A 16,537-nucleotide genomic window follows, 5' to 3' on the forward strand; every position below is an offset into this window, starting at 1 on the left:
CCCTATTCCTCAGTAGCCGATTCGCCCGATGCATCACCCAGCGCTTCAATATCGTCGTCTTCTGTTTCTTCAATGCGCGCAAGGCCACTCATATGCTCGCCGTCACGCAGTTTAATCAGGCGCACACCCTGAGTATTACGGCTCAACACTGACACTTCATCAACCCGGGTCCGCACTAACGTGCCCTGATCGGAGATCAGCATCAGCTCTTCGCCGTCGAGTACCTGCACCGCCCCCACTAGGGCACCGTTGCGATCACTGGCCGTCATGGCGATAACACCTTGGCCGCCGCGGCCTTTAGCCGGAAACTCTTCAACATCCGTACGTTTACCATAACCATTTTCACTTACGGTAAGCACTTTGCCATCCTCGACCGGCACTACCATGCCGATTACAGAGTTTTCTTCGGCCATTCGAATACCGCGCACACCGCGACTGATGCGCCCCATACTGCGCACGGCAGATTCATTAAAGCGTGCCGCTTTACCGTTAGAGGCAAACAAAATAATGTCGCGCTCGCCATTAGTAATCGCGGTGTACACCAGGCTATCGCCTTCATCCAACGCGATTGCACGCAAGCCTACACTGCGCGGACGTGAGAACTGATCCAGCGGCGTCTTTTTAACTGTGCCGTTTTGAGTTGCCATAAACACAAAGTGATCGGCATCAAATTCTTTGACGGGCAAAATAGAGGTAACGCGTTCGCCCTCTTCCAGCGGCATAAGGTTCACCACCGGACGCCCCCGTGACTGACGACCGGCTACCGGAATTTGGTATACCTTCAGCCAATAGACTTTACCCGCGCTGGTAAAACACAAAATCGTGTCGTGGGTACTGGCAATCAACAGGTGCTCAACAAAGTCTTCGTCTTTAACGGCCGTCGCCGATTTACCCATACCACCGCGCTTTTGCGCCTGGTAATCCGCAAGCGGCTGGCTCTTGGCGTACCCACCGTGAGAGAGCGTAACGACGCGCTGCTCTTCATTAATTAAATCTTCTTCGGTCAGATCCAGCGTCGAGGCCATAATTTCGGTACGACGCTCATCGCCGTAGTCTTTGACAATAAGCTCCAGCTCTTCGCGGATGACTTCCATCAAACGCGTGAAGTTACCTAAAATTTCCAAATACTCGGCAATTTGCAAAAGCTTTTCGTTGTACTCTGCCAGCAGTTTGTCGTGCTCCATGCCGGTCAAGCGGTGCAGGCGCAGCTCCAAAATGGCCTGAGCTTGAGCGGGCGACAGGTAGTATTTTCCGTCGCGCAAACCAAAGGTCTCGGGCAAATCTTCCGGGCGGCAGGCATCTTCGCCGGCGCGCTCTAAGAACGGAGCCATCTCGGCGGCATCCCAGCCGCGGGCGATTAAGCCCTCTTTGGCCTCAGCCGGTGATGGCGAGCTTTTAATCAGCTCAATTACCTCATCGATATTGGCAATCGCTACTGCCAAACCTTCCAGCGTGTGGCCGCGCTCACGCGCTTTGCGCAACAAGTACACGGTACGGCGCGTTACCACCTCACGGCGATGACGTACAAACGCCTCGAGCAGCTCTTTAAGATTAAGCACTTTGGGCTGGCCATCAACCAGCGCCACAATGTTGATACCAAATACATTTTGCAGCTGAGTTTGGCTGTAGAGGTTATTGAGCAATACCTCGCCCGACTCATTGCGCTTAACCTCAATAACAATGCGCAAACCGTCTTTATCCGACTCGTCACGCAACTCACTAATGCCTTCGATTTTTTTCTCTTTAACCAGCTCGGCAATACGCTCGATTAAACGCGCTTTATTAAGCTGATAAGGAATTTCGTGAATGATGATGGTTTCGCGGCCAGTTTTGTTATTGACCTCGACCTCGGCTTTAGCCCGGATATAAATACGCCCGCGCCCGGTGCGATAGGCCTGCAAAATACCCGCGCGGCCATTGATGATCGCTCCCGTGGGGAAGTCTGGCCCGGGGATGATTTCCATTAGCTCATCAACGCTAATGTCTTCATTATCAATTAACGCCAGGCACCCTTTCACAACTTCGGTTAAGTTATGTGGCGGAATATTGGTCGCCATACCTACGGCGATGCCAGAGGAGCCGTTCACCAACAGGTTGGGCACACGGGTAGGTAATACATCGGGGATTTGCTCGGTGCCGTCGTAGTTGGGAATAAAATCGACGGTTTCTTTATCGAGGTCGGCGAGCAGCTCGTGGGAAATTTTAGCCATGCGGATTTCGGTATAACGCATCGCCGCGGCGTTATCGCCGTCGACCGAACCGAAGTTACCCTGACCGTCGACCAGCATGTAGCGTAGCGAAAATGGCTGCGCCATACGAACGATTGTGTCGTACACCGCCGAGTCACCATGGGGGTGATATTTACCAATCACATCACCGACCACACGGGCCGATTTTTTATAGGCTTTGTTCCAATCGTTATTCAGCTCGTTCATGGCGAACAATACGCGCCGGTGAACAGGTTTTAGGCCATCTCGCGCATCGGGGAGCGCTCGCCCCACGATCACACTCATGGCGTAGTCTAGATAAGATTGCTTCAGCTCATCTTCAATACTGACGGGTAATACTTCTTTCGCTAAATCGCCCATGGATTAACGCTTTCCTTATTGTGTTGACTGCTGTCAGAGCCGGGGTGGCGCCCGCGACACACATATCCCCCGCGAGAGTGCTTCACGCGGACGTAAAAGGCGCAATATTACCATAAAATCAGCCGTATAGGTGCCTACGGCTGCCACATAATCGCCTCCAGGCCTCACGCCAAAACCCGCGTTTGCGTTATACTCGCGCCGACCGCCCCCACAGGCCGGTCAGGAAGTTGCCGTCGTTCAGGAGCCACTATGCCCAACCAGCAAGTTATTCGGTTAATGATCAAAGCCCGCTGGATCGTGCCGATCGTTCCCGCGGGGCGCGTATACGAAGACTGCGCCCTTGTCATCAATGGCCAACAGATCGAGGCAATACTGCCTATCGCCGAAGCCGAAAAACGCTATCGCGCCGAGCAAACCGTCAGCCTAGAGCGCCATGTGCTGATGCCAGGGCTGATCAATACCCACGGCCACGCGGCTATGTCTCTGCTGCGCGGTTTCGCCGATGACCACCCTCTCGACACCTGGCTAAATGATCACATCTGGCCCGCCGAAGCGCGTCTGGTGGACGGGGAGTTTGTGCGCGACGGCACAGAGCTCGCGCTTGCCGAAATGATTAAATCGGGCACCAGTTGCTTTGCCGACATGTACTTTTACCCTGAACAGGCGGCTCAGGTGACGCGCCGCGCTCATATGCGGGCGCAAATTGCTTTCCCGGTATTGGATTTTGCCACCAATTGGGGCGAAGGGCCGGATGACTACATCAATAAAGGCTTGGCATTACACGACGAATACCGAGCCGACGACCTGATTCGTATCGCCTTTGGCCCCCATGCGCCCTACACAGTGTCAGATGAGCCACTGAAACGAATCGCCGTACTGGCCCAAGAGCTAGAAGCGCCCATTCATATTCATCTGCACGAGAGCGCAAAAGAAGTCGCCGATTCGCTCGAGCAGCATGGCAAACGACCGATAGAGCGACTACACGAGTTGGGGATTCTGTCGCCACTGGCGCAATGCGTACACATGACACAGGTTGACGACAGTGACATCGAGGCTTTAGCCGGCAGCGGTAGCCACGTGATTCACTGCCCCGAATCTAACCTCAAACTCGCCAGTGGTTTTAGTCCGGTTGCCAAGCTCACGGCAGCCGGCGTTAACGTAGCCCTTGGCACCGATGGTGCGGCCAGCAACAACGACTTGTCGATGCTGGGCGAGCTCCACACCGCCGCCCTGCTGGCGAAAGCCGTTGCCGGTGATGCCAGCGCACTCAGCGCCCATCAAGCCTTACAAATGGCCACGCTCAATGGTGCCCGGGCACTGGGCATTGATGACATTGCCGGCTCTCTCGAGCCCGGCAAAGCCGCCGACATTGTCGCCTTTGAGCTGGATGAGCTGTGCGCCGAACCCAATTACGACATTGTTGCCACATTGGTATACAACAACCGTGCGGTTAAAGCGTCGCATTTGTGGGTCGCTGGTAAGGCGCTATTATTATCCGGACACTTACAAACACTCAACGAGCGGGACATTGCCGCCAAAGCCCGCCACTGGGCGAAGAAAGTCCGCCAACCCGCTAAGCCAAGCTGACTATTGGAGCCACTATGACGCAATACACAACCGAGGCCAGCCAAGGGCAAAGCCCGCTTAACGCGGATGAGGCCGAGATCGCCAAGTTTGAGCAACTGGCCGATAAATGGTGGGACCTAGACGGCGAGTTTGAGCCGCTGCACGGCATGAACCCACTGCGCGCCAACTACATTGACCAACATTCGCCGGTGGCCGAGCGCGAAGTGTTAGACGTCGGTTGCGGTGGCGGAATTTTAGCCGAGGCGCTGGCCCAGCGCGGCGCCAAGGTCACAGGCATTGATATGGGCGAGGCGCCACTGAGCGTAGCCCGAGCCCACGCCGCTGAAGGTGCCCTGCAAATTCACTATCAACAATGCACTGCTGAGCAATTAGCCGCCGAGCAGCCCGGCCGCTACGATATCGTCACGTGTCTTGAGATGCTGGAGCACGTACCCGACCCGGCCTCGGTAATAGCCGCGTGTGCCACCTTGGTAAAACCCGGCGGCAGCGTATACTTCTCCACCATCAACCGTACGCCTAAAGCGTGGGGGCTTGCCGTGGTCGGTGCCGAATACCTGTTGGGGTTGTTACCCAAGGGGACGCACGATTACCAAAAATTTATTCGGCCCTCGGAGCTGGCCAGCTATGCGCGCCGCGCGAATTTAGACCTGGAAGATATCTCCGGAATCCGTTACAACCCACTGAGCAAGCGCTTTTCGCTCGCCCCCCGGGATGTCGACGTCAACTATATTGTGCGTACCACTAAGGTTTAATAATACGCGCGTGCCTGTACACTGCCCTGGAGATACCGTGAGCCCTACCCCGCTACCGATCCGCGCCGTCGTATTTGATTTGGACGGCACACTACTTGATACCGCTGGCGACTTTATTGTGGTACTGAACAAGCTGCGCCGAGAACATAAACTCGACTCACTGCCCGATGAGGTCATTCGTCGTACCGTATCCAATGGCGCACGCGCCCTGGTGGAGCTTGGCTTTAACTGCCAGGAAGGTGAACCCGGCTTCGAGGAGTTGCGCGAGCGCTTACTCGAGCTTTATATGCAACATATTGCCGTTTACACCCAGCCCTTTAGCGGCATTATTGAACTATTGCACGACCTAAAACGCAGCGGCATAGATTGGGGTATTGCCACCAATAAACCAGAGCTATACACACAGGCACTACTTGAACGAATGGCGCTTAAGCCCGAGCCTGACATCGTCATCTGCCCCGACAATGTCACCCACCGCAAACCAGACCCGGAGTCACTATTACTGGCTGCGCGCCACTTTGAGTGCGAGCCGAGCCAAATCATTTATTTGGGCGACCACATTCGTGATATCGAGTGCGGCCGGCGCGCCGGCGCCATCACCGTCGGCTGTGGCTACGGTTATGTGGCCGACGGCGATGACCCATACCAATGGCTGGCGGACCATACCGTCAGCCACAGCCTCGAGTTGGCGCCGTTAATTGCCCAGATTATTCAAGAACGACAAACAGCAGGTTAACCCCATGCAGCAACCGCCCGTTAGTACCTTACCCAGCGGCTACCAGCCCAACAGCGGCTTACTGGCCGACAAAATTATTTTAGTCACCGGCGCGGGTGACGGTATTGGCCGCACCGCCGCCGAGACATACGCCGCCCACGGGGCCACTGTGGTGTTGCTTGGCCGTACTATGAGCAAGCTCGAGCAGGTATACGATGCCATTGAGGCCGCCGGACACAAGCAGCCCGCCATATACCCAATGAATCTTGAAGGTGCGGTAGAGAAGGACTACCGCGATATGTGTGACACGCTCAATGACGAGTTTGGCCGGCTCGACGGCATACTGCATAACGCCTCAGAGTTAGGGGATCGTACCGCTATCCGTGACTACGCCGCCGACACCTGGCAGCGCCTGATGCAAGTCAATGTCAACGCTCCGTTTATGATGACTCAGGCTCTGTTGCCGCTGCTCGAAAAGCCCGAGCACGCCTCAATCATTTTTACCGGATCGAGTGTTGGCCGCCAAGGACGCGCTTACTGGGGAGCCTACGCCGCCAGCAAAGCGGCGCAAGAAAATATCATGCAGACACTGGCCGATGAGCTCGAGGGAGTAACGGGAATTCGCGCCAACAGCATTAACCCCGGTGCCACTCGCACAGCCATGCGCGCGGCCGCTTACCCTGCCGAGAACCCCAGCGAGCTTAAAACCCCAGAGGCGTTAATGCCGCTGTATTTGTATTTGATGGGGCGCGACAGCATTGACACTACTGGGCAGCTATTCAACGCCCAATAAAAACGCAAAAGGCCCCACCTAAGGGGCCCTAACTGCTAAACCCCGATGGCCTGGCCAACTAGGGTTGCTTTTTATGGCGTAAAGCATCCAGTAGTGAGGCCTCGGCGCGGGATAAACCGCATCGATTAGCCACCTCATCGCGATCGACCCCAAGGGACAATAAATGGCTCGCCTCAGAGTAAGGCTTTAGTCGACTGTCGCCGCCTGAGGTATCAACCGTGGTATTTTTACGCGATTCCATCGCCAGTATACGCTGCCCCATACCGACCGCGCCGCTTTGCAGCAGCGCCAGCTCACGCTCTAGCTTTTCAAGTGCCTGACGATTTTGTTGGTGAGCTCGCTTCCCTTGGCGGATAGCCATGATAGCCACCGCTAAGGCGATTAATGCCACAGCAACTGCCAGCGCAGCCAGTAAGGCCATAGAGTCGTCAGGCCATGCACTCATAATCAGCCCTGCAACCGATTAAATATCATCGAGCTCGGCCCACTCTTCATTGGTGAGCAGCTTGTTCAGCTCGATCAAAATCAGCAATTCGTCGTTTTTATGGCAAACGCCCTGAATAAATTTGGCACTCTCTTCGTTGCCGACGTTGGGGGCCATTTCAATTTCAGATTGGCGCAGGTAAACGACCTCTGCAACGCTATCGACCAGAATGCCGATAACGTGACTGTCGGTTTCGATAATCACAATTCGGGTGTTATCCGTCAGTTCCCCGGCCGGTAACGCAAAGCGGTGGCGCGTGTCGATAACCGTCACCACATTACCGCGCAAGTTGATAATCCCAAGCACATAAGCGGGCGCACCCGGCACCGGGGCGATCTCCGAGTAGCGCAGCACCTCTTGCACCTGCATAACATTAATGCCGTAGGTTTCCCCGTCGAGGCGAAAGGTTACCCACTGCAGTATGGCATCGTCAGCGTTTTGGTGTTGGTTGGCATTATTTGCCATGCTTTATCCTCGCACAATATTGTTAGGCACTAATATAAGGTCCTGCCTCATTCGCACCAATTTACCCGTTATCAGAGGCTGCGTCAGCCACTGTGTGTATTGGGTTATCGGCCGCGAATGTATTTTCTTCAGTGTAAGCCAAAACCTAGCCAAAGTTTGAGTTATTAAACTGGACACCCCCAGCAAGAGCTTTTATTTTCGGCTATTGCGGTCAGCGTCGGTCAAAAGTTTCCCCATCATAGGGATGTCCAGCAACGCGCACATATGATCTTTAACGGTACCGGCCAGCCATGGTCTTTTTGATCGTGAGCTGCGCCATTTAACATCCTCGGGCTCAAGGCGCATAGGCTGCTCAACGTTATCAACCGCGAGCCCCCAGGGCACACCACTGATAGACACCACATATTGGGCTGACTCGACAAACGCCGGATCATAGCGCTCCGGCATAACGAATTTGGCGGTATTCACCGTACGCACCTTGCCGGAAGGTGTCGGCTGTAACCCCATAAACCAGTCCGCTTGACCAAACAGCGGCGTCAACTCATCGGTTAATGGCTGAATTTGCCCCAGGGCAATTAAGGGCACCGCCAAGGTTAGACCACTGACCGTAAACAGTAGCACTTCGAAGGACTCTTGCGCCCAGACAGGACGGCCATTAGCGTGCCACTGTAGCGCTTGGTCGAGCACTGACTGAGACTCTGGCTCGGGTGCCGAGACCTCGGTTGCGGTTTGTTCAGTAACGGCGGTTTTTGACACAACCTCATCAGGTACTGGTGCAACCGGTGCCGTGGGCGGCACGAGCACCTCAGGCTCAGACATATGCTGTGTTAAAGATGCCCGCGCACTGTAAAGCAATTGCTGCAACTGATCGCGACGGGCCTTACCCTCTAGAGCTTCGGCCACTACCGTAGCAGGGGGTATGTTGTCTCGAGCCGTTTCAGGCGTGGTTAATTCAGGCTTGCTCTTCTGCGATTCTCGCTCGAGCGGCTCGCTTGAGGCCGGACCTTCGCTTAACAACTCATCAAAGTAACCTTGTAAAAGCTCATTAACATTAGCGCTACTCACAGGCCACCCCCGGCTAAGGTAGTTTGCGCGCTTTCGGTAGCGGTGCCCGTTTGCTCACGCTTGCACAGCCATTTGTAAAGCGACCGATAAGCCTCTACCCCACGGCTTTCAGGCTCGTACAAACTTGGCGGCACACCGGCCTTACTGGCATCGCGCAGCTTGGTGTCCACTGGGATCTTACCCGCCCAGGTATGCTCGGGATGATCAAACCGAATGGTGCGCATGCTACCCACCGACGCCTGAGTACGGCGATCAAACAAGGCGGGTATAATCGTATAATCAAGGCCCTGGCGCCGGGATTTTGCCATCATATTTAAGGTATTCACCATTCGCTCAAGGCCCTTTAGGGCGAGAAACTCGGTTTGTACGGGTATCAATAATTCATCACAGGCGGCCAGTGCATTGACCATTAACACGCCAAGTAAGGGAGGCGTATCAATAATGACCAAGTCGTAGTCGTCCACTAACAGAGCCAGAGCGCGCTTTATCACTAAACCTAAGCCATCGGGGCCTAACGCCCGTCGCTCGAGTGTCGCCAGTGACGTTGCCGCTGGTAGAATATCCAAGTTGCGATAGTCGGTGGAAACAATCAGAGATTTTACAAAGCCTGCACCTTCGACGAGGCGTTCGCGCTCGGAAAACAGCGTGTAGGCGCTGCGAGTGAGCGTGTCGGGATCTTGACGGAAGTAACTCGTCAAGGAGCCATGCGGATCAAGGTCGAGCAGCAGCACGCGCTTACGCTCAGCGGCCAAGCCCCCGAGCGTAACGCTGGTGGTGGTTTTACCCACACCACCTTTTTGATTGGCCACTGTCCAGACTTTCACAACACGTTTCTCATTTAACGTTAAAACAAATGCTAAGCGTCAAAGTAACGTTAGCGGGTTTGGTTCATTAAAGCTTCAGCAAAGTTCATGCCTTAGCGCGCGGTACGGCGCCGCCATGATTAGTTAGCGCTATTGGGGCGCGGTAAATCCGGATCGCTACTATAGAGCAACTCACCGTCATCCAACCGAACCGGTTTAACCGTGGTGGCCGCAGCATCCGCCGACGTGCGTGCCGATGCCGCGGGTTTCACCGATTGAGGCCGCACCCGCTGATCGCGCGCGATCATAATCGCTACCCGGCGATTTTGAGTACGCCCCTCTTCTGTATCATTTGACGCTACGGGCTGGTACTCGCCATAGCCCACAGCCGCCAACCTAACGGGTGCGATGCCATCTTCAACAAGCCACTTTACGAGTGCCGAGGCCCGAGCTGATGACAGCTCCCAGTTGCTGGGGTAACGCCCGGTTTGGATCGGCACATTATCGGTAAAGCCCTCGATTTGCACCGGGTTATTAACCTTGGCAATAATCTTCGCCACCCGGGAGAATATCTCGCCGGCCGTTTCGCTAACCTCGGCGCTGCCCGATGAAAACAAAATGCTGTCTCGCAGCTCGACTTGCAGCCACATCTCGTTACTCGAGACCTGCATAAATTGCTCATCGATCAGTCCCGAGAACTCGTTTTTAAACGCTTGCTCAAGCTCCGGCAAATTCCCTTTGTCGGGGGACGCCACCGGTGGCGGTATCGGCAAGGGCGGCACCTGCCCTTTGCCTGTGCCCTGCGCTCGCGGCCGGGAGTCAAAAGCATCGGTCAGCGTCGATGAGAGTACACGATACTTGCTTTCATTCACCTGAGAGATGGAATACATAACGACAAAAAAAGCAAACAGCAACGTAATAAAATCGGCGTAACTCACCAACCAACGCTCGTGATTAACGCTTAACTCGCGGTTCCGACGTCTAGGCATAAGCTGGCCTACTTATCGAGATAACCACTTAGCCGAACCTCGATCGCCCGGGGGTTTTCACCGTTGGCGATACCCAACACCCCTTCGATAAACATTTCGCCATAACGTATTTCACGGTCAACACACATCCGTAATTTGTTGGCGATTGGTAAAAAAAACAAATTAGCCAATGCCACACCATAAATGGTCGCGACAAAAGCTACGGCAATACCGGGACCTAGCTGCTCGGGGTCGGCCAAATTACGCATCACATGAATCAACCCCATAACCGCCCCAAGAATTCCTACTGTGGGCGCATACCCCCCCATACTCTCGTAAAATTTAACGGCGTCGAGATGGTTTTGTTCGGCGAGAATCAAATCACCCTCCATAACCCGGCGAATGGTGTCGGGCTCATTGCCATCGACCAGTAACGCCAGCGCTTTTTGCGCAATTGGGTCAGTTTCGCTGTCGATCAAGCGCTCCAAACCCAGCAAGCCTTCTTTACGCGCCGTCAGTGACCAGGCGGTAATTTTATTTACGCCTTCGCGGTAATCAAACTCTGGCGGGCGAAACACCCAACGAATCATACGCAAAGAGCGCATTAAACATTCTTTAGGCGTTTGCAGCATGGCGGCGCCTGCGGTACCGCCCAGCACAATAAAAGCCGCCGGAAAGTTCGCCAGCGATGACAAGGTGCCACCTTCGATAAAGTTGCCGCCGATAATGACCGCAAAACCCATCAAGACGCCGACAATACTTAAAATATCCACTAGCGCACCTCGGCCGCCAAGGCAGGGCCGATCTCTTTTAGGCTTAACACCCGATCGGTTAAATTTTCGCGCGCAACCGCCATCGGCATGCCATAAATAACGCAGCTGTCTTTATCTTGCGACCATATTTGCGCGCCGCGCTGCTTTAATAGCCCGGCKCCTTTACAACCATCCGAGCCCATGCCGGTCAAAACCACTCCCAAGACCCGATCGGAATAGGCGTTAGCCGCCGCGCCAAACGTAATATCCAGGCTCGGCTTATAATTAACCCGCTCGTCATCGGGTAAAATTTTAACCACGCCGCGACGGTCAACCATCATCTGCTTGCCACCGGGTGCCAATAAGGCGAGCCCAGGCTTAATTAAATCGCCATCTACGGCTTCACGTACGGCAATGGCGCACTGTTTATTAAGGCGCTCGGCAAATGCCCGGGTGAAATTTTCGGGCATGTGCTGTACCAACAAAATTGGCACCGGGTAGTTGGCCGGTAAACTCGCCAACACCTCCATTAGGGCTACCGGCCCCCCGGTTGACGCCCCTACCACAATCAGGCTGGGCTTCGCGCCACTGGGGCGCGAGCGCGGTTTAAGCTGAGCGGGAGTTGGCTGACGAGTAAAATCAATATCCTGCGGGCGCTTGGGTTCGGGCGCTTTTACAACAGGCTGTGGACTACTGGGGGCGCCTGCCGCCAAAGTAAGCAACCGTTCATGCAACTTTTGCGTTAGCACGATAGAGTTGCGCGAAACCTCAGCAAAATCTTTTGGTAGAAAGTCCACCGCGCCGGCCGCCAGCGCATCGAGGGTGATTCGCGCCCCTTCATAGGTGAGCGACGAAAACATCAGGATGGGTACCGGCCGCTCAGCCATAATCGCGCGCACGGCAGTGACACCGTCCATCACCGGCATTTCAAAATCCATGGTAATCACATCGGGCTTAAGCGAGCGGGCTAAGCTGACGCCTTGTTGGCCGTTGCTCGCCACACCAACCACTTCAAGCCCTGGGTGCTGACCGATAATTTGTTTAAGACGACTCTGAAAAAAATTGGAATCGTCTACGATTAACACCCGTACGGGCATGGGAGTACTCCACTAAATTAGCTGTGCAACTTGTGAGCCTGAATAACGCCTGCGGCGTTACGAGTTAGAATAATGTGCCAGCAGGCTTGGCACGTCGAGTATCAAGGCAATCGTGCCATCACCGGTGATGGTCGCACCGGCCATGCCCGGTGTGCCCTGTAGCATTTTACCCAGGGGTTTAATGACCACTTCTTCCTGACCGATAAGCTGATCGACCACAAATCCGATGCGACGGGTACCGACGGTGACAATGACCACATGCCCTTCTTCCATAGAGCGGGCGTCTACCCTTTGCCCATTAATAAGCCAATTTTTTAAATAAAATATCGGAATCGCCTGATCACGAACAGCCACACACTCCTGCCCGTCAACCACATGAGATTTGCGCAAATTCATATGGAATATTTCGTTGACACTCACCAGTGGCAGAGCAAAGGTTTGATTAGCCAGCATTATCATCAACGTAGGCATAATGGCCAACGTCAATGGCACTTTGATATTAATCCGAGTGCCTTTGCCCATGGTTGAATCAATTTCAATCGAACCATTTAGCTGGTTAATCTTGGTTTTCACCACGTCCATGCCGACACCGCGGCCAGATACGTCTGAGATTTCCACTTTCGTCGAAAAGCCGGGAGCAAAAATCAAATCAAACGCTTCGGCATCGGTCAAGCGTTGCACCGCATCCTCATCAAACAGGCCTTTGTCTACTGCAATTTTTCGCAGTTTATTCGGGTCCATACCCGCGCCGTCATCGGTAATCGATAACAGGATGTGGTCGCCCTCCTGCTCGGCGGCCAGAATAACGCTGCCCTGACGCGGCTTTCCATTCGCTTCGCGCACATCAGGCAACTCAATGCCGTGATCCACGGAGTTTCGCACCAAGTGAACCAAGGGGTCGGCCAACGCTTCTACCAGATTTTTATCAAGATCAGTCTCTTCACCGACGAGCTCGAGGTTAATGTCTTTTTTAAGGTTGCGCGCCAAGTCTCGCACCACACGTGGAAACCGCCCAAACACCTTTTTGATAGGTTGCATTCGGGTTTTCATTACCGACGTTTGTAAGTCGGCGGTGACGACATCGAGGTTGGCGACGGCTTTGCTTAAGGCTTCATCCTGAGCGCTATCACCCAACCGAACCAGGCGGTTGCGTACCAAAACTAGCTCGCCCACCATATTCATAATTTCGTCGAGCCGTTGAGTATCAACCCGCACCGTCGTTTCACCTTGCACAGCACCTTTAGCCCCAGACTCTTGTGCCTGAGGTTTTGGCGCGGCGCTTAAGGTTGGCTGTGCCGCAGGCGTGGCCGATGTGGCGGGAATTGCATTGCCAACAGGCTCGGATGCTTTTGTTGCGTTAGGCTCAACGTCAGCCGACGGCTCTTCTGTGGGGGCCGCAACCGGAGCATTAGCTCCGACCGCTGGTGGCCTTCCCTTGCCGTGCAACTCATCGAGCAACGCCTCAAATTCGTCGTCGGAGATTTCATCGCCATTTGCGGCAGGCGTAGCTGGCCCTGAGGATTGCGCGACGTTAGGGGTAGATACTGCCGGCGCCTTACCTTTGCCGTGCAACTCATCGAGTAACGCCTCAAACTCATCGTCACTGATTTGATCAGCGCTAGCCGGGCTGGTCGTGGCCGAACTGGTAGCGCCAGCGCTTGGCGCGGCAACACCTGGCCCCTGCCCTTTACCGTGTAGCTGATCCAACAATGCATCAAACTCATCTTCCGACATTTCGTCGCCATTTGAACTTGAGGACGTATCGCCGGAGGATTGCGAGCGCACAACCGGCGCCCCTTGGCCGGGCTCGGCCTGTAAGGCATCCAGAAGGTTTTCAAATTCGTCGTCGGTAATATCGTTGCCAGCGCGAATCGTCGCACTTGCAGTAGCTTCTGCGGCAGCGGCAGGTGTTTCCCTAGAGGCTTCAACCGCAGTACTCGAAGGGTTCAGATCTTCGCAGGCGACCAGGCGCTCGAGCGTTGCAATAAGCTCCGGGGCCGGCGCATTGAGTGGCTGCCCTTGTGAGACGCTATCGAATTGCTGATTGATAACATCGAGCGCTTGCAGCACAACATCCATTAGCTCCGGGGTAACCGAGCGTTTTCCGTTGCGTAAGATATCAAACAGGTTTTCCGTTACGTGACAGCACTCGACCATTTCATTGAGCTGCAAAAAACCGGCACCGCCTTTAACCGTATGAAAGCCCCGGAAGATGGCATTCAGTAGATCGGCGTCATCCGGCTGGCGCTCAAGCTGCACCAATTGCTCAGAGAGATTTTCAAGTATTTCGCCGGCCTCAACCAAAAAGTCCTGGAGAATTTCCTCGTCGTCACCAAACCCCATTTACGAAACCCTCAAAAGCCGAGACTGGAAAGCAAGTCGTCCACATCATCTTGACTGGAAACCACATCATTTTTACTGGTATCTATTTGTGGGCCCTCGCCGCTCGAGCGATCGACCACACGTGTTCTACCTTCGTTATCGGCTTCAACTTGCAAACCTGTAATTTCTTCAACTTGCCCGGCAATACGCACCAGGCTTACCAGGTCTTGCTCAACCTCGGCAATGAGCCCCATCACCCGTTTTAGTACCTGGCCGGTTAAATCCTGGAATCCCTGTTCAAGGATAATCTCTTGCAGGTTGCGCCCTAAAAGCTCGGTACCAGAGTCCATCTGCACTAAAAAATCGTCCATTCGTGAGTACAGAGCACGGAACTCATCGGCGCTCATTTCACCGCCCTTTAAGCGCACCCACTCGCTGCGCAAGGACTTTGCTTCCTGCCCCAAATTCATGGCAATAGGCGCGGCCTCCTCTACCATATCCATGGTTTTGTCGGCGGCTTTTTGCGTTAGCTCTATAACGTACTTTAATCGATCGGATGCATCGCGAATTTCGGACGACTCGATGGAGGGAGGCTCGCCATCCAAGTCACCTTCTACATTGAAGTTGACGATGGCACTGTGTAAACCACGGGTCAAACGACCAACCGACTGGTACAGATGCTGATTGCGTGATTCGGTGATTGACTCGATGAGGCGGGAGGCTTCATCAAAGTCGTTGCCTTGTAGTTTTTCTACCAGCAGACCGGCACTTTCTTTGATCTCTTTGACAAAAAATTGATTGTCCTTTTCCTGGATATCAGAAGTCATCGCTGTGCCTTATTGTTGACAACGACGTGGCAGTAAATTAACCGACACGTTCGAAGATTTTTTCAATCTTTTCTTTCAAGGCCGCGGCCGTAAAAGGTTTCACCACATAACCGTTAACACCCGCCTGAGCCGCTTCGACAATCTGATCGCGTTTGGCTTCGGCGGTAACCATTAACACCGGCAAAGAGCCGAGTTTTTCATCACCGCGTACGGCGCGCAGCAACTCGATACCGCTCATGCCCGGCATATTCCAGTCGGTGATTAAAAAGTCAAACCCACCACTTTTTAGCATCGGCAAGGCTGTAACACCGTCGTCCGCCTCGTGAGTGTTGGCGAAACCTAAATCGCGCAACAAGTTTTTAATGATCCGTCGCATTGTCGAAAAGTCATCGACAATGAGAATCTTCATGTTTTTATCCAATGCGTCCTCCGTCTACCCGCGCGGGAGTGTGTGTAACCCTAATTCGATAGTACATACAGTTCGATGGTACGCCGAGTGAGCGATGCTTACCTACTGCAAGCGTTTATGCCCAGCCTCTGCGAGCCGAGAAATTACTGGGATTTTACCCATTGGTCAATCTAATCGTCCCCAATCGGATAGCCTGGCACGCAACCGCGCAGCCGCCTGAGAGTGAATTTGGCTAACTCGCGATTCGCTAACGCCTAATATTTGACCAATCTCTTTAAGGTTTAACTCCTGGTCATAATAGAGCGCCAACACCATCTTTTCTCGCTCTGGTAATAGGGTTATCGCCTGCGCGAGCGATTGCTTTAGGCTTGAAGCCGTAAAAGTTTCCTGGGGGTTGGCAAATTCGCTGGTTGAGGCGAGATCTACCGCGCTGGCGTCATCATCAAAGGTCTCTTCGTAGCTAAACAACCGGCTAGCGTTAGTATCATTTAAAATGCTGTAGTACTCGTCCAGCTCAACGCCAAGCTCATCCGCCACCTCGGCGTCTTCGGCGTCGCGTCCTTCGCGCGCCTCTACCCGGCTCATCGCCTCGGCCACCCGCCGGCTGTTACGGTGTACTGAGCGCGGGGCCCAATCGCCGCGGCGCATCTCATCGACCATTGCCCCACGGATACGAATCCCGGCGTAAGTCTCGAAGCTAGCGCCCTTAGTGCCATCATACTTTTGGGAGGCCTCAAGCAAGCCGATCATGCCGGCCTGAATCAAGTCGTCCAACTGTACGCTGGCTGGCATTCGGACCATCATATGATGGGCAATACGCTTGACAAGGTCCGCATATTCTTCCACACGTATTTGCTTACCCTGCTCTTTCGTCTGTGTGTACATAGCTAACCCACTTGCCGCGTTCATG

The 16,537-nt window shown here is 54.1% G+C and carries 16 protein-coding genes; 4 read left to right on the forward strand and 12 right to left on the reverse strand.

The window, feature by feature from the left end; translation table 11 throughout:
- Positions 1-2: 2 nt before the first annotated feature.
- On the reverse strand, positions 3-2,588 hold the full coding sequence (gene gyrA / locus SD69_RS11365; RefSeq protein ID WP_041523310.1) for a DNA gyrase subunit A: 2,586 nt from the start codon (positions 2,586-2,588) through the stop codon (positions 3-5).
- A gap of 249 nt (positions 2,589-2,837) precedes the next feature.
- Here gyrA and SD69_RS11370 point away from each other — a divergent pair, with 249 nt between their 5' ends.
- The 4 genes from SD69_RS11370 to SD69_RS11385 are packed head-to-tail and all read left to right on the forward strand — an operon-like array spanning position 2,838 to position 6,435.
- Positions 2,838-4,175 (forward strand): TRZ/ATZ family hydrolase, encoded by a 1,338-nt coding sequence (locus SD69_RS11370; RefSeq protein ID WP_041523311.1) that lies wholly within the window; start codon positions 2,838-2,840, stop codon positions 4,173-4,175.
- Between the two features lie 14 nt (positions 4,176-4,189).
- On the forward strand, positions 4,190-4,927 hold the full coding sequence (gene ubiG / locus SD69_RS11375) for a bifunctional 2-polyprenyl-6-hydroxyphenol methylase/3-demethylubiquinol 3-O-methyltransferase UbiG (RefSeq protein ID WP_052481103.1): 738 nt from the start codon (positions 4,190-4,192) through the stop codon (positions 4,925-4,927).
- A gap of 37 nt (positions 4,928-4,964) precedes the next feature.
- Positions 4,965-5,663 carry an HAD family hydrolase gene (locus tag SD69_RS11380; RefSeq protein WP_232301182.1) on the forward strand — a complete coding sequence of 233 codons (699 nt, stop codon included), beginning with the start codon at positions 4,965-4,967 and terminating at the stop codon, positions 5,661-5,663.
- A gap of 4 nt (positions 5,664-5,667) precedes the next feature.
- On the forward strand, positions 5,668-6,435 hold the full coding sequence (locus SD69_RS11385) for a YciK family oxidoreductase (protein WP_041523312.1): 768 nt from the start codon (positions 5,668-5,670) through the stop codon (positions 6,433-6,435).
- A 58-nt stretch (positions 6,436-6,493) separates the two neighbouring features.
- Here the strand turns inward: SD69_RS11385 and SD69_RS11390 are convergent, their stop codons facing one another.
- The 11 genes from SD69_RS11390 to SD69_RS11440 form a co-directional block, all read right to left on the reverse strand.
- Positions 6,494-6,880, reverse strand: a complete 387-nt coding sequence (locus tag SD69_RS11390; protein ID WP_052481104.1) for a DUF2802 domain-containing protein — start codon at positions 6,878-6,880, stop codon at positions 6,494-6,496.
- A gap of 18 nt (positions 6,881-6,898) precedes the next feature.
- Positions 6,899-7,384: a chemotaxis protein CheW gene (locus SD69_RS11395; RefSeq protein WP_041523313.1), complete on the reverse strand. Its 486-nt coding sequence runs from the start codon at positions 7,382-7,384 to the stop codon at positions 6,899-6,901.
- Positions 7,385-7,576: 192 nt separating this feature from the next.
- Positions 7,577-8,449: a chemotaxis protein CheW gene (locus SD69_RS11400; protein ID WP_041523314.1), complete on the reverse strand. Its 873-nt coding sequence runs from the start codon at positions 8,447-8,449 to the stop codon at positions 7,577-7,579.
- Positions 8,446-9,273 carry a ParA family protein gene (locus SD69_RS11405; protein WP_041523315.1) on the reverse strand — a complete coding sequence of 276 codons (828 nt, stop codon included), beginning with the start codon at positions 9,271-9,273 and terminating at the stop codon, positions 8,446-8,448. The genes SD69_RS11400 and SD69_RS11405 overlap by 4 nt, the downstream gene beginning before the upstream one ends.
- Positions 9,274-9,392: 119 nt before the next feature.
- Positions 9,393-10,241: a flagellar motor protein MotD gene (gene motD / locus SD69_RS11410; RefSeq protein WP_041523316.1), complete on the reverse strand. Its 849-nt coding sequence runs from the start codon at positions 10,239-10,241 to the stop codon at positions 9,393-9,395.
- An 8-nt stretch (positions 10,242-10,249) separates the two neighbouring features.
- A complete protein-coding gene (locus SD69_RS11415) occupies positions 10,250-10,993 on the reverse strand; it encodes a flagellar motor protein (protein ID WP_041523317.1) in 744 nt (247 codons plus the stop codon).
- Positions 10,993-12,069: a protein-glutamate methylesterase/protein-glutamine glutaminase gene (locus SD69_RS11420; RefSeq protein ID WP_041523318.1), complete on the reverse strand. Its 1,077-nt coding sequence runs from the start codon at positions 12,067-12,069 to the stop codon at positions 10,993-10,995. The genes SD69_RS11415 and SD69_RS11420 overlap by 1 nt, the downstream gene beginning before the upstream one ends.
- A 57-nt stretch (positions 12,070-12,126) precedes the next feature.
- The gene (locus SD69_RS11425; RefSeq protein WP_041523319.1) at positions 12,127-14,412 is read right to left on the reverse strand and encodes a chemotaxis protein CheA; all 2,286 of its coding nucleotides are present in this window, start codon (positions 14,410-14,412) and stop codon (positions 12,127-12,129) included.
- 11 nt (positions 14,413-14,423) lie between these two features.
- On the reverse strand, positions 14,424-15,218 hold the full coding sequence (locus tag SD69_RS11430; protein ID WP_041523320.1) for a protein phosphatase CheZ: 795 nt from the start codon (positions 15,216-15,218) through the stop codon (positions 14,424-14,426).
- 37 nt (positions 15,219-15,255) lie between these two features.
- Positions 15,256-15,639: a chemotaxis response regulator CheY gene (gene cheY / locus SD69_RS11435; RefSeq protein WP_041523321.1), complete on the reverse strand. Its 384-nt coding sequence runs from the start codon at positions 15,637-15,639 to the stop codon at positions 15,256-15,258.
- A 153-nt stretch (positions 15,640-15,792) separates the two neighbouring features.
- Positions 15,793-16,536 carry an RNA polymerase sigma factor FliA gene (locus tag SD69_RS11440; RefSeq protein WP_041523322.1) on the reverse strand — a complete coding sequence of 248 codons (744 nt, stop codon included), beginning with the start codon at positions 16,534-16,536 and terminating at the stop codon, positions 15,793-15,795.
- Between the last annotated feature and the right edge of the window lies 1 nt (position 16,537).

This window comes from Gilvimarinus agarilyticus (genome assembly GCF_000832015.1).
GTDB lineage: Bacteria > Pseudomonadota > Gammaproteobacteria > Pseudomonadales > Cellvibrionaceae > Gilvimarinus > Gilvimarinus agarilyticus.

What these genes read in the sequence shown, in the direction of transcription:
- gyrA (WP_041523310.1), bottom strand. Translation starts at nt 2,588, where the DNA reads ATGGGCGATTTAGCGAAAGAAGTATTACCCGTCAGTATTGAAGATGAG.
- SD69_RS11370 (WP_041523311.1), top strand. Translation starts at nt 2,838, where the DNA reads ATGCCCAACCAGCAAGTTATTCGGTTAATGATCAAAGCCCGCTGGATC.
- ubiG (WP_052481103.1), top strand. Translation starts at nt 4,190, where the DNA reads ATGACGCAATACACAACCGAGGCCAGCCAAGGGCAAAGCCCGCTTAAC.
- SD69_RS11385 (WP_041523312.1), top strand. Translation starts at nt 5,668, where the DNA reads ATGCAGCAACCGCCCGTTAGTACCTTACCCAGCGGCTACCAGCCCAAC.
- SD69_RS11390 (WP_052481104.1), bottom strand. Translation starts at nt 6,880, where the DNA reads ATGAGTGCATGGCCTGACGACTCTATGGCCTTACTGGCTGCGCTGGCA.
- SD69_RS11395 (WP_041523313.1), bottom strand. Translation starts at nt 7,384, where the DNA reads ATGGCAAATAATGCCAACCAACACCAAAACGCTGACGATGCCATACTG.
- motD (WP_041523316.1), bottom strand. Translation starts at nt 10,241, where the DNA reads ATGCCTAGACGTCGGAACCGCGAGTTAAGCGTTAATCACGAGCGTTGG.
- SD69_RS11425 (WP_041523319.1), bottom strand. Translation starts at nt 14,412, where the DNA reads ATGGGGTTTGGTGACGACGAGGAAATTCTCCAGGACTTTTTGGTTGAG.
- SD69_RS11430 (WP_041523320.1), bottom strand. Translation starts at nt 15,218, where the DNA reads ATGACTTCTGATATCCAGGAAAAGGACAATCAATTTTTTGTCAAAGAG.
- SD69_RS11440 (WP_041523322.1), bottom strand. Translation starts at nt 16,536, where the DNA reads ATGAACGCGGCAAGTGGGTTAGCTATGTACACACAGACGAAAGAGCAG.